We start from the raw sequence: 12,941 nt of genomic DNA, 5'->3' as shown, positions 1-12,941 counted from the left end.
TCTTTTAAAGCTCCACAACCCGCTCAAACATCTCTTTTATCTCCATCTCATGAGATATCAAAAATATTTGTCTGTATTGCTCTTTGATGGTGTGAAACGCTTCTAGTATTTCCATACGTCTTGCTTCATCTTGACTTCCGAAGACTTCATCAAACGCTAAGAAACCAATGGAACTTGCACCGCTTAGTTCTGTAAGCGTTTTTGAGATGGCTATGCGAAGTACTAAGTTTGCTAGGTCTATTTCTCCACCGCTGAAGCGTTCTATGGGGTACTTTTTGCCCTCATCGTAGATGAAAAAGTCGAAGTCGTTGCTTACTTCTATGTGTTGGTATTTGCCTTTTGTTATTTGAGAGTACATCTCAGATGCTAGGCTTGAGATGCGTGGTGCTACTTTAGCGTTTAGTTTTGTCTTGAACTCTGCTAGACTTGTTTTTATCTTCTCGTAGTCTCTTAGGTCATCTTTTTTTGTTTGGACTTTTTTGAGTTGTGTGTCGTTATTGTCCAGAGAGTTTTGGATGGTCTTTATCTCTCCGACTATAGATGCTATGGCTACTTTTATATCGTTTAGCGTAGTTGTTTGTGCATCTACAGTTTTTAGTGCTTCGTCATGCTGAGTGAGCTTTTGTTTGTGAGCATCTTCATCGTAGAGAACTTTGTTGTACTCTTGTTCTTTGTCTTGGTGTTTTTTCTTTAGTTCTTCTATGTGTGCAGTTACTTTTTCTAAGTCTTTCTTTACTGCATCTAGTCTTTTTAGTTCTGTCTCTAGGCTCACTGCATGTTTATACTTTGGTGTGAGCTCATCGTACTCTTTACGCACTTTAGCGTGCAGAGTTTCATCGTAGCTAAACTGCTCTAGTGCTTTTAGCTCTTCTTTGTTTTTCATGCCTTTTTGCTCTACGAGTGTGAAGTGCTCTTTTGCACGAGAGAGGTCGTTCTGTTTAGAGACTATGATGTTTAGTTTCTTTGTAAGCTCTAGGTACTCTTTATCTTTTTCTTTCTTCTGTTCTACGAGTTTTGCTTTTTGTTCTTGTACATTTTTCAGCTGAGTGTTGTGTGTGTCTATCTTTTTTTGGTGAGTGCCTTGGACTATCTCGTTAAGAGAGTTTATGACATTGTCGTACTCTTCTAAAAGCGGTCTTGTGCAAGTTGGGCAGGCTGAGCCTTGTCCTAGCTCTTTGATGTTGGCAATCTTGGCGTTTGTCTCGTCTATGATTCTCTGCTCGGCTTTCATCTCTAGCAGTAGCTCTTGCTCTATGGTGTGTTTTACTTCGATGTCGTCTTGGCGAATAGAGAGGTCTTGCTCCATATTTTTCGCATCAAAACTGTACTGCTCGAACATTTCACACTCTTTCTCTAGGACATGAATGTCTGCTTTACTTTTAGTGTACTGCTCTCTTAGTTGGACTTGCTCTTTTGTGAGTCCAACACGTTTTAAGTGGTACTCTTTTAGCAACTCTTGAGTTTTCAAATCCTCTTGCAGACTCAGGTACTCTTTTTTTACAGATGCAAGGCTTGCTAGTTCTTCTTTTTTATGTTCAAGCTCATGATTCTCAGCTATGAGTTTTGCTTGATTTAGCATCTCTAGGCTTTTAGAGTTTGTTAGAAGTTTTAGATCTGAGAATAGTTTTTGTTTTTGCTCTTTAGTCTTAGTGAAAACATCAAGCTCTTTTTTTATTGACTGCTCTTTGTCTTTTAGAGTTACAAGCTCTTTTGTCTTGTTTTGCTCATCTTTTTTTAGAGCGTTATTTTTCTCAACACTAGCCTTTATCTGCTCTTGTTTTGCTTTTATCTCATCAACGCCAAGAAGAACCTCTCTAAATGCATCTATCTCATTTTTCAACGCACGGCTTTTTTCTACCAGCTCTTTTTCTACGAAGTCTATCTTCTCTAGTCCGAGAAGTTTTCGTATCATCTTTTTGCGGTCTTCATTTTTAAGAGTACTTAAACTTGTCAGCTCTTTTTGAGATGCAAAGAGTGTGTGCATGAAAGCATCTTTACTCATCTTTGTGAGGTTGACTATTGCGGCAGTTACTTCTTTGGCTCCTGTAGTTGTAAGCTCACCATTTTTAAAGAACTTTGCATTTGCACTCATAGCTTTTCCGCGGAACTCTCGCACCACTTTGTACTCTAGACTTTCAAACTCAAACTCAAGCTCAACTACTACTGCATCTTTGTCAGATGCGTTAGCGTTTCTTAGGATGTCTTTGTTTCCTCGTTTTTTCGCCTCACCGTAAAGAGCAAAGAGTATGGCATCAAATATCGTAGACTTTCCGCTTCCGTTTTTACCGATGATGCCGACAAGTCCTTCGCCAAACTCGATGTCGTAACTTGTGTACTTTTTGAAGTTTTCCAGATGCAGTTTAGATAGTATCATCGTTGCTCTCTTCGTAGTGTGCAAACAGTTCTTGCACTTTACCTTTTAGTCTGTCAAACTCTTCTTCATTTGCATCTTCTTTTATGTGCTCTAAAAAGAACTCTTCAAGGCTTAGAGCTTCCACATCTTTCAGGTCAGTTTCGTTAGCATCTCTCTTGAACTCTCTTTTGATACTCACGCTCATAGCATCTGGGAAAAGTTCTTTGATGTCTGAGTTTTGAATGTCGATAGATTGCAGTGCAGATAGGTTTTTTAGTCTTACCTCGACTATTGCATCTTTTGTGTCAGAAGCGTCAAGCATCTCTAAAGAGCTCGCATAAGCCTCACAGTCGATTTCTTTGCTGATAATAGGTCGTATGCTTATCTCTTTGTACTCTACGTCTAGAGAGCCGTTTAAAGTTAGTTCTACGAAGCCTTTTGAATTACGTTTGTCATTAAGAGATGTTCTCTCAGTTGAACCGCTGTAGTAAACGTTTTCATGTTTACCGACTTTCCCAAAACCGTGCCAGTGACCAAGAGCTACGTAGTCCATCTTTTGGAAGATATACTCTTTGTCAGTCGGGTAGACCCACTCTCCAAACTCCTGCATCAAGTACCAAGCTCCAACGCTACAGTGCATCATCATGATGTTCTTTTTCTTGGCATCTATGTTTGACTCGCAAATCTCTATCTGCTCTAAGGCTTTAGAGTCGTCATTCATGTGGGGTAGGGTGTGAAAGACAACATCTTCAAACTCTATTTTTTTATACTCTTGGTTGTAAGAGACGTGTATGTTTTTAAAGCTTTCAAATATCTTTAGTATAGGTGAGCTTAGGTTTGTTCTCGGTGTTGAGTGATTTCCTGCGATAAGTATGAAAGGAATATCTAAAGCATCCAAGATTTTAAACTGTTCAAGTGCAAAAGTAATAGCACGATTGCTTGGGCTTGAGCGGTGAAAGAGGTCTCCGGTGTGGATGATGTAGTCTGGTTTGCTTAGTTTTATCTGCTGTACAACCTGAGAGAAAGCGTCATAAAAGTCCGCCTCTCTTTGGTTGATGTTCTCATCGTTTAAAATGTCTAAGTCGTTGAAGCCTAGGTGAGTATCGCTAAAGTGTAGTATGTTCAAGTAAATCCTAATTAACGAAATTAATTAGGATATGATATCTAATATTTACTGAACTTTAAATAGTCCCAGTTGCTCATTTAAGTCGTGAGCACTCTCTTGTACTTTTTTAACCTTTAGTTCTATCTCTTCAAGCGATTCTTTGTTTTGAGTAGAAAGCTTATCAACGTCATCAATATTTTGGATGATGCTTCTAGTATTTTGAGCTAAGTTCTTTGAAACAGCTTCTGAGTTTTTAGCCATTAGAGATGCTTCTTGGATGTACTCAGTACTATCTAAAATCTTATCTTTTACATTTGTAGTGTGCTCCACCAGTTTTACAACAGACTTTGCATTTAAATCTATCTGATTGCTTGAATCAACGATGGACTGAACTATGACATTTATGGTTGCATTTATCTCAGAAAGAGAGTTCTGAGTACGTTCTGCAAGTTTTCTGACTTCATCTGCAACAACTGCAAAACCGCGTCCATGTTCACCCGCACGAGCCGCTTCTATGGCTGCATTTAGTGCTAAAAGGTTTGTTTGGTCTGCTATGTCTACTATGATGTTTAGAACTGACTTTACATTTTCAGCATCTTTGCTTAGTTGGGCAAGTGAGTGTGCTATTTCATTCTCTTTCTCAGAGACATTGTTTACGGATGCTACAAGTTTTATGATGTCGTCGTGTGCAGCGGATAAGTTCTCAACTGCAAGGTTTACTTTCTTGCTTGTCTCAATGGAATCATCTAGTGACTCTTTGAGTATGCTTTGAACATCTGCACCCAAATCTGTAGCTTTATGTAAAAAACTTCTCTCTTGACTCATACGCTCACTTATCTGAACTAGAGTCTTTGTAACATCTTCTACATCTTCATAAGTCTTTTGTCCTGAAAACATTACTTTAGAGACCATGTCTTGTACTTTTTCTATAAAGCGGTTGAAGTAGTTAGAAGTCTTTCCTATCTCATCGTTTGATTTCTCAACAAGCCTTTTAGTTAGATCTCCTCTACCGCTAGATATATCTTTTGCGATGCCTGAGAGTTCATTAAGCGGTGAAAGAATCAGTGCTCTTATGGCAAATATTAGAATAAAAATGATAACTATGATGGCAATAAAAAAGATAGTTATAAGAAAGATTAGTGCTTCAGTGGCCTCGTTAGCAGTTGCTTTTACTTCGTTTAGTGGTTTTGCTAAAAGGAATATACCTATGTTTTTTCCATCATTGTCTTTGATGTTTTCGTATGTATAAAAGTACTTTTTATCATTTATGTGACCTTTTTCTTTTAAGAGCTCCAGATCAATAGCAGATGCAGCATCTAAGAATGCTTGGTCTGGTTTGTCATCTGCATGGTCAACATAGTATGAGCCGATAATAGTAGGATTTTTTATATAATTTGCCGTTTCAAGGTACTTTTTATCAACAAGTATGAGCAAATCACGCGTATCTTGCGGGTTGTTCTTTTTATAGATAAGGGTGTTAAATCTAGAAATAAAATCAACACTTCCTATGTAGTCTTTTTCCTCTGCACCTTCAGCAAGATACATAAGCGGTGCAGTCGCAACCATCATAACTCCGCCTCTGGTAACTTCAGAACCTATAAACGGTGTCATATTTTTTTGAACGACTTTAATACTGTTACGCATACCTACATCTGCACCATAAGCCTTTTTGTCCCAAGACTTAACGTATGACGTACTCATCAAATCAACAACTTGGATGAGAGGATTTGTAAAAGATTTGTTTGCTGTTAGAACTTCTCTAAGCTTGAAAATCTCATCAAAAATCGCTTCACGATCTTCATCGTACATGCTGTTTACTACGATACCATTGTTTGAAATAGAGATAACAATGTTTTTGAGAGATTCAAGTTTTGTGCTTAGATCTTTTTGAATATCACTTTTTAGTAAAAGCTCTTCTTTGTTGTAAATATTGCTTTCAATGGAGTTTACTTGCTTGTATATAATAACCGAGAGTATGAGAAATGCTAAAAGTATGATTGGAATCAGAGCAACGAGCAGTTTGGTTAGTAACGTGAAGTTCTTAGTAGACATAGAGACACCTTTTAATATAATGAAATATTATAGAGTGTAGCAAGTCTTTGTAAAATTTATATAAAATCTAGTTCTTGTTTATTTGTTTTTTGTTGGATCTAACTCATTTACAACATCATCTAAGATGCCAAATAACTTGTCACTTGCATCTTCCATATTAGAGAAGTTTGTAATTATAGTTTCTTCTTTTTCTTTACTAAGCATTTCGTCTTCATTTATCATATTTATATTTTTAAGTACGTTTGTATGCACTAGAGCATGAGGAGCATCTATACTTGAATAGTTTTTAGTATGACCATATCTCTGCTTACCTTCATCAAGATACCATTTACCTAAACGACATTGTTTATGATCACCAAATGAAGATACATTTTTCTGAGCAATAACAGAAGCATAAGCATTGGATTTGAATAGAATATGATCTATTTTTACAAGTACCATAAATAGTGAGTCACGTATAAAACCGGCATAGTCTGATGAATCTTGAGCATTGTTATGAAAGCTCTTTAAAGTAGTTGCAAACTCATCAATAGTATGGGTAGCATTATTTGCTATCTCTGACATGTCTCCTGCGTTTGACTGTATATCTTGAGTCTCTTGTTGTAGTGTTTGAATAGTTATAGAGATCTCTTGAGTAGACTTTTGAGTACGTTCTGCAAGTTTTCTAACTTCATCAGCAACAACTGCAAATCCGCGTCCATGCTCACCAGCTCTTGCTGCTTCAATAGCGGCATTTAATGCCAGTAGGTTAGTCTGTTCTGCAATATCTTTGATGATGTCTGCAATAGCAGAGATCTCTTTTGATCTCTCAGACAGGGAGTTGATGTTCTCATTTGTAGCAGCAACTTTTTCAGTCAAGTCATTAAACATACCTAATACTCCTTGCATAGAGTCTAAGCTTTTGTTTGCTTCTTCTGATGTCTGTTTAGACATTTGAGAGATTTTATTTACTTCATCTGAGTTAGTTAAAAGATTATTCTGAATTAGTGTTAAACCGTGTGCTATACCGCCACCAAGACTGTGAAGTCTTTCAGTAAACACACCTCTTATCTGCGCTTTATAACCAGATTCAATAGTTTTTACAGAGTGGTTGATAGCATCTGCTGCTTCTTTAAAGACTTTGTTTAATCCATCGGTATTTGCGTAGTAAGACTTAGTAGTATCTTCAGCTACTCTAACAGCTTTTGTAGTCTCATGCATATAGTGTTTTAGCTGTTTTATCATCGAGTTAAACTCAACACCAAGCTTCTGTGTCTCACCTTTGCCTATTTCTATAGCAAGTTCGTCAAAGTTACCATGACTTACTTTGTACATAGAACTTGTAACACCTTCAACAGAAGCTTTTACTATCAATAGCTGTGAGCGTAGGTATAAAGCTAAACCAATATTGGCCATTGCTACTATTATAATAGAGATAGAAAAACCGAATATGTAGGTTTGAATAGCAAAAGCTAAAACAAATATCACTAATTGAAGCAGGTTTGATTTGGCAACATTTTGCAGAGTTGAGTTGTTCATAAATTTCCTTTTTATTTACTAAAAAATTTGTAGTAAAAGTCTTTAACAGTTCTAAGTTTTGTTCTACTAAGAGCAAGTGAGCCTTTTTCTATTTTGCCGCTAGTAACCGTAGTTCCTGCAGCTATCATAACATCATCTTCAATTTGCACAGGAGCGACTAGCTGAGAGTCGCTTCCTACAAAAACATTTTTACCGATGATAGTCTGGTATTTCTTGACTCCGTCATAGTTACAAGTGATAACACCTGCACCGATATTTGTTCCTTCATCGATTTGTGCATCTCCAATGTAGCTCAGATGTCCTGCTTTTACACCTTTTAGAGAACTCTTTTTAACTTCAACAAAGTTTCCTATGTGAGTATCTTCTAAGTAAGAAGCAGGGCGAATGTGTGCAAGTGGCCCTACATCTGAGTTTTTAACAATGCTATCTTCTACAACACTTCCAGCTTTGATGTGAGACTCTTTTATGAGAGTGTTCCCAGTCAGACGACAGCCGTTTTCAACTATACACTCACCTTCAAAAGTAACTCCCTCTTCGATGTAGATAGTTGAAGGAAGCTGCATTATAACGCCTGCATTCATCCAGTGTGTTTTTATCTTGTTTTGCATAATAATTTCAGCATCTGAAAGGTCTTTTTTAGAATTCACACCTTTGAATTTCTCTTCATCTACAAGTAGCGGAGATATATTTAATCCATCAGCTCTAGCCATAGAGACAACATCTGTGAGGTAGTACTCTTTTTGAGCGTTATCGTTACTGAGAAGGGGGATATATTTTTCTATTACGCTTTTAGAAAATGCATAGATACCGGCATTTACACTTGTGACTTTTAGCTCATATATAGATGCATCTTTTTGCTCGACTATACGCTGAACCTGTCCGTCTTCGATGATAACACGACCATAGCCATCCGGATCTTGCAAATCAAATATAGACATGATTATGTCGGCATCTGTTCCCAAGAAACCTTGCAGTGCATCTGAAGTTATTAGAGGCATATCTCCATTTAGGACTAATACTTTTTCGTGCTGAGGGTTTATGCTCATCATAGCTCCACCAGTTCCAGGAAAGTTCTCTGCATCTTGGATTACAAAGTGAATGTTTTCAAAAAAAGAACCAATCTGCTCTATAACTGCATCTTTTTGGTGAGCAACAACAACTGTGATATCGTCAGAGATCTCTAAAGAAGATTTGATGATATGGTAAAGCATAGGTTTTCCACAGATGCTGTGAAGAACTTTTGCCTTTGGAGATTTCATACGGCTGCCTTTTCCAGCAGCTAAAATAACTATACTTATTTGGTCTTTATTCATTTTTTACCTTCACATGAAGTGTTGTCTTTTTTAATTATAAATTCGTCCATTATTTTTCCATCAATATTGATGAATTTTGAACTTAATGTTGTCGGTGTTATATCTAGAATGATTGAGCCCATTTCTTGAAAAGCAAAAGGAAGAGCAGGGTGTTTTAAGTTTGCTTGGTCTAGTTTAGCAGATGAACCGCATACTTGGTAGATAGTTCCGCTGTTTTTTGCAGGCTTTATAGATTTACTGTAGCAAGACTTAGCATCTTGAACTATGTTTTGTTTGTTGAAGCTTTTGCCTTTTCCTGTATGTTTTGCTATGAGTTTTGAGCGTTCATAATCATGTGAGTGACCGCTCAAAACTAAGTCTACTCCAAACTCATCAAAGACAGGAACAAGGTTTTCTCTCACCTTTTTCATACGACCACCACTGTCATAATCGCTGTCTGAGTTATGTCCGCCATCTGTGTACGGAGGAGTATGCAGAGCAACTATGACCCAAGGTTTTGTGTTTTTACTAAGATCTTTTCTGAGCCATGCAACCATATCGCTGTTTGCATCAATGCGGCGCATCTCACTATCCAACATAACTAGATGCAAGTTGCCGTTGTTTATAGAGTAGTATTTTTCACTACCGCTTGGCTCACCACCGCTTTCACCTTTTGTCGGAAAATCCCAGATATTGTAAAAAGCCCATCTTCTATCGTCATGGTTTCCTATGATTGCCCAAGGTACAAATCTTTTTACTAACTCTTTGTATGGTTCAAACATGTTCTTGTTGTACTGCTTTTGTGTTCCGCTTCTGTAAGCGTTATCACCAAGAAGAATCCACATATCAAGCTTGTTAAAATCTTTGTCGATGTGTTTTAGCATCTGAGAATAAACTCGGTCTTGATCTTTTCCAGCTTCTCCGCTATCGCCAATAACCCAGATTTTTTGAGAATCTGCATTTTTACATAATGTTTTAAAACTTCTGTCTTCGTTGTCTATATCTAGGGAGTCTGATGAGACTTTGTAGTAGTATTTTGTACACTCATTAAGACCTGAAATAGTTATAGAGTGTTTTTTAGTTTGTTTTTTATCTCTGATTTTTGTATTCATAGAGTCAGAGAAAAAACCATATTCCAGCGAGCCGACTTCAAACTCTGGAGTCTGCCATTTAATGGTTATGGCATCTTGTGTCTGCATAACGGCGTATGGCGCTCTGGGAACATGCAGATAACTGTCGTAAGTAACTAAAATAAGTCTGCCAACTCCATAAATAGAAGCTGCAATAAATAAAAATATCAGTAATTTTTTAAGAAAGTTTTTCAATTTTTTTCCTTAACTTAGAGTATAAAAATATAGTAGATAGAGTACCTACCAAGATACCTGCAAATATATCACTTACGAAATGATCGTTTGCAAGAATTCTACTACAAGATAGAACAATAGCAAAACTTAACCAGATGTATATGTATCTTGGAAATAGAATCACAAGGAATGTAAATGCTGTAAAGACTGTAGTTGTGTGACCTGATGGAAATGATGAATATGTTGTCGGTGCATCTGCTAGAGTTGTAAAGTGATACTTCATCTTCTCAATAAAACTCATATCCCAGTTTTGAAAGAGTAAAAATCCATAATCCTCATTGCCGTTTCTCATTCCCCATGGTCTAATGCGACCAAATATCCATTTTGAAAAAAGACTGATGATTCCTGAGAAAAGGTTTATGTAAAGAAGAAATAGAAATCTTTGCTGATATAGTTCGTTTTTTTTGTAAAACTTGAAAAAAAAGTAACCAAGAACTGCTGTACCGATATACCAGTGAGACTCACCAAAGATGCTAATAAAGTCGCCGATAGGTTCATATGTATTAGCATCTGCTAGAAAGAAGTGAGCTACACGTATGTCTAGTGTGAAATATGAGACTATCATAAGTAACACTAGCGTTAGTATGTAAACGATATAAGCTTTTTTTGAAAAAATCATTTAAGACCTTGGTAGTTTTTACATCTGATTAGTTGTATAGTATTGACTTTTGAATCGTTCAGCATTATATCAAATTTATTGTATTGGATTACTTCAGAACACTTCATATATTTGTTTATATTTTTTTCAAAAGAGTGAGTGTTGATGATGACTAAATCCTTGCCAAGCGGTTTTTCCTTTTCCCAAACATCAAACTGATCGTCTCTGTCATCAACAAGGTAAACAGCCGAGTCATAATTTCTGTTGTAGTAAATAGCGCGAGATGCCAAAGTCCAGTTTGTGACTGCAATAGCTTCTGTATTTGCGTCTGTGATTTGCTCATTTGCTCTTTTCATAATCTCATCCCAGCCATATATATCACGATGAAGTGATTGATGGTCTGGAAGCGGAATAAATTTGAAACCTAGTTCCGCATAAGCAATAATACTTAAAAGCAGCCCGAAACCTATGGCAAACTTTAGATATTTTTTAGATATTTGAAGCATGTAAAATGTACCGATAGGAATAAAAAGCATATAAAAAAGAGCTGACCAGTGTGGAAGGGCAGTCTTATACAGAGATGCATAAGTGAAAAAGAGAATCATCACAAAACCAAAGAGAGCTGTTAGAAATATAGTTGAGTTCTCGCTTCTAAGTGCTTTGTAAAGACCGTAAAAAGCAAGAGGAGTAAGAAATGGATTATAAGCTCCAAATTGAGCTCCGATTGAACTGGCAAAACCATTCCAGTTAATACTATTGCTTCCAACTACATGAGCACTCTGATAGGCAAAACTTGACCAATCGTTTTGAATGTTCCAAACGATTACCGGAAGAATGATGATTAGGGCAAGAACAATAGATGGGATAATATTTTGTGTATATAAAAGGTCATATCTTCTTCTTAGAAGAACATATAAGATAATGGGAACTATAAAAAGAACTGCTGTATATTTTGAGAGACCTGCTAAGCCTAAAAGTAGACCAAGAAGAAGCCATGTAGATAGTCTGTCATTTTTCTCAATTTCTATGACTGTGAATATAATAGGAAGAATAAGTAGAAAAAGCAAAGTGTCTGGCATCAGCATAATAAACAAAGCATTAAATAAAAATGAGGCATGAAGTGCTAATACAGCTATAAAAGCTTGGTTCGTGTTTTTGTTGATATCATATATAAGTTTATATATAAATATAGAAGTCACAAAACCTATGATTATTGCCGCAACTCTTGCTCCAAATTCACTAGTGCTAAAAATAGAAGTAAATATATACTGAACCCAGCCAACTAAAGGAGGGTGGTCAAAGTAGCTTAGGTCTAAATTTAGAGCATAGAGTACATAGTGAGCCTCATCAACACCTAGGCCGACAAAAGGAGCTAGCGTGAGCCGTAAAATGGCTACGAAGCTTATGAAGAAAAGGAAGTTTTGGTGTTGTTTATTTGCTAAGTTCATCAAGCTTTGGTTTTAGAGTGTTAAATACCCACTCAGGAGTAATAATTTGTATACATTGGTTGTCTGTACATGGCGTTTTTCTATGGTTAGATGCACTTACACATGGACTACAAGACATACCTGCATAGATAGGAGTTGTTGGCCCAAGTGAGCTGTAAAGTGCCGGTGTCTCAGGTCCAAAAAGAACAAAAGTATGCATATCAGTAATAGATGCGAAGTGAGCCGGTCCTGAGTCATTTGTAAGCATAAACTTACTTACGCTATAAAGTGCTGGAAGCTGTAAGAATTTAACAGCACCTGCAAAGTTAATACATCTCTCACTACCTACGTAGTCAGCTAAAAGTTGTGCACCGTCTTTTTCAGCCGGAGCACCAGTTAGTAAGATAACAGCATCTGAATTGTAATCTAGGATAAGCTTGATTACATCACCATAGTTCTCTTTATCCCATCTTCTTTGAGGAAGTAAATCAGATGCATTTGAATTTACTAAAATAACTGGATGTTTCTCTTTGTCAAAGCCTTCATACATTTGAGATATTACAGCTCTTACATCTGTTTGCTCTTCATCGCTGATAGTAGCTTTAGCAATAATTATCTCATCATCAGGAATGATTCTTTTTGTAAATGGAAGTTCCTGTTTTTCACTTAGAAGTGCATCAACTAAAGAGATGAAGTTTTTAGCAATATGCTGGTGAGCATTGTAAGAAACTTTTTTAGTCAGGAAGTCACCTCTGTAAAGACCTTCGTTGTGAAACGCATGGAAACCTACACGGTTAACAGCTCCACAAGTTGCAGTTAAAAGTGCAGTAAAACGAGAAAACAGCTCTAAATCTATAACAGAATCAATCTCATTTTTACGACACCAGCTTAAAAAGCCTAATGCACTTGTTGCAAGGTTGAAAATTGAACTCTCATCAATAGTGTAGATATTTTCTTCTTTTACAGTCTCAAGAAGTTGCAGACTTACCTTGTTTTTAGAAAAAATTACAAAATATAGCTCACCTTCAATATTCGCTTTTATTTTTCTCATAGCAGGATCAACAATGATAGCACTACCCATTTCCGATAGTTCAATAAGAAGTACATTTTTAGGTTTAATCTTTTTAGGAGGTACGAAAAAATCAACAGTTTTTTTAATAATAGTACCTAAAAATGTTAGTGGTACACCGGCATAATGGTCAATATTTCTCATTGTATCTATATTCATATAG

Annotated in this window: 9 protein-coding genes; all 9 read right to left on the bottom strand. The window is 36.6% G+C overall.

The genetic code is table 11. The annotated features are described in order from the left end of the window. Positions 1–4 precede the first annotated feature (4 nt). The 9 genes from SMGD1_RS14130 to SMGD1_RS14090 all read right to left on the bottom strand — a co-directional run bounded on the left by SMGD1_RS14130 (position 5) and on the right by SMGD1_RS14090 (position 12,937). Positions 5–2,374 carry an AAA family ATPase gene (locus SMGD1_RS14130; RefSeq protein WP_008337526.1) on the bottom strand — a complete coding sequence of 790 codons (2,370 nt, stop codon included), beginning with the start codon at positions 2,372–2,374 and terminating at the stop codon, positions 5–7. Continuing rightward, a complete protein-coding gene (locus SMGD1_RS14125) occupies positions 2,361–3,479 on the bottom strand; it encodes a metallophosphoesterase family protein (protein WP_008337248.1) in 1,119 nt (372 codons plus the stop codon). The genes SMGD1_RS14130 and SMGD1_RS14125 overlap by 14 nt, the downstream gene beginning before the upstream one ends. Before the next feature lie 45 nt (positions 3,480–3,524). After that, a complete protein-coding gene (locus SMGD1_RS14120) occupies positions 3,525–5,510 on the bottom strand; it encodes a methyl-accepting chemotaxis protein (protein ID WP_008337077.1) in 1,986 nt (661 codons plus the stop codon). A gap of 78 nt (positions 5,511–5,588) precedes the next feature. Then, positions 5,589–7,028: a methyl-accepting chemotaxis protein gene (locus tag SMGD1_RS14115; RefSeq protein ID WP_008337127.1), complete on the bottom strand. Its 1,440-nt coding sequence runs from the start codon at positions 7,026–7,028 to the stop codon at positions 5,589–5,591. 11 nt (positions 7,029–7,039) lie between these two features. Further along, entirely contained in the window at positions 7,040–8,341 is a 1,302-nt protein-coding gene (glmU, locus tag SMGD1_RS14110) for a bifunctional UDP-N-acetylglucosamine diphosphorylase/glucosamine-1-phosphate N-acetyltransferase GlmU (protein WP_008337343.1), read from the bottom strand. Then, positions 8,338–9,645: a purple acid phosphatase family protein gene (locus tag SMGD1_RS14105; protein WP_008337436.1), complete on the bottom strand. Its 1,308-nt coding sequence runs from the start codon at positions 9,643–9,645 to the stop codon at positions 8,338–8,340. Before SMGD1_RS14105 ends, glmU begins: the two co-directional genes overlap by 4 nt. Beyond that, positions 9,629–10,303, bottom strand: a complete 675-nt coding sequence (locus tag SMGD1_RS14100) for a phosphatase PAP2 family protein (RefSeq protein WP_008337585.1) — start codon at positions 10,301–10,303, stop codon at positions 9,629–9,631. Before SMGD1_RS14100 ends, SMGD1_RS14105 begins: the two co-directional genes overlap by 17 nt. Next, on the bottom strand, positions 10,300–11,730 hold the full coding sequence (locus SMGD1_RS14095) for an ArnT family glycosyltransferase (protein WP_008337587.1): 1,431 nt from the start codon (positions 11,728–11,730) through the stop codon (positions 10,300–10,302). The genes SMGD1_RS14100 and SMGD1_RS14095 overlap by 4 nt, the downstream gene beginning before the upstream one ends. Next, positions 11,714–12,937: a glycosyltransferase family 9 protein gene (locus tag SMGD1_RS14090; protein ID WP_008337185.1), complete on the bottom strand. Its 1,224-nt coding sequence runs from the start codon at positions 12,935–12,937 to the stop codon at positions 11,714–11,716. The genes SMGD1_RS14095 and SMGD1_RS14090 overlap by 17 nt, the downstream gene beginning before the upstream one ends. Between the last annotated feature and the right edge of the window lie 4 nt (positions 12,938–12,941).

Source organism: Sulfurimonas gotlandica GD1 (assembly GCF_000242915.1).
Taxonomy (GTDB): Bacteria; Campylobacterota; Campylobacteria; order Campylobacterales; family Sulfurimonadaceae; genus Sulfurimonas; species Sulfurimonas gotlandica.
This window is presented reverse-complemented; position numbering and strand designations above follow the sequence as displayed.

Bases quoted from the DNA above. Each gene is read 5' to 3' on its own strand.
- SMGD1_RS14095 (WP_008337587.1), bottom strand. From the start codon at position 11,730: ATGAACTTAGCAAATAAACAACACCAAAACTTCCTTTTCTTCATAAGC.
- glmU (WP_008337343.1), bottom strand. From the start codon at position 8,341: ATGAATAAAGACCAAATAAGTATAGTTATTTTAGCTGCTGGAAAAGGC.
- SMGD1_RS14115 (WP_008337127.1), bottom strand. From the start codon at position 7,028: ATGAACAACTCAACTCTGCAAAATGTTGCCAAATCAAACCTGCTTCAA.
- SMGD1_RS14130 (WP_008337526.1), bottom strand. From the start codon at position 2,374: ATGATACTATCTAAACTGCATCTGGAAAACTTCAAAAAGTACACAAGT.
- SMGD1_RS14090 (WP_008337185.1), bottom strand. From the start codon at position 12,937: ATGAATATAGATACAATGAGAAATATTGACCATTATGCCGGTGTACCA.
- SMGD1_RS14100 (WP_008337585.1), bottom strand. From the start codon at position 10,303: ATGATTTTTTCAAAAAAAGCTTATATCGTTTACATACTAACGCTAGTG.
- SMGD1_RS14120 (WP_008337077.1), bottom strand. From the start codon at position 5,510: ATGTCTACTAAGAACTTCACGTTACTAACCAAACTGCTCGTTGCTCTG.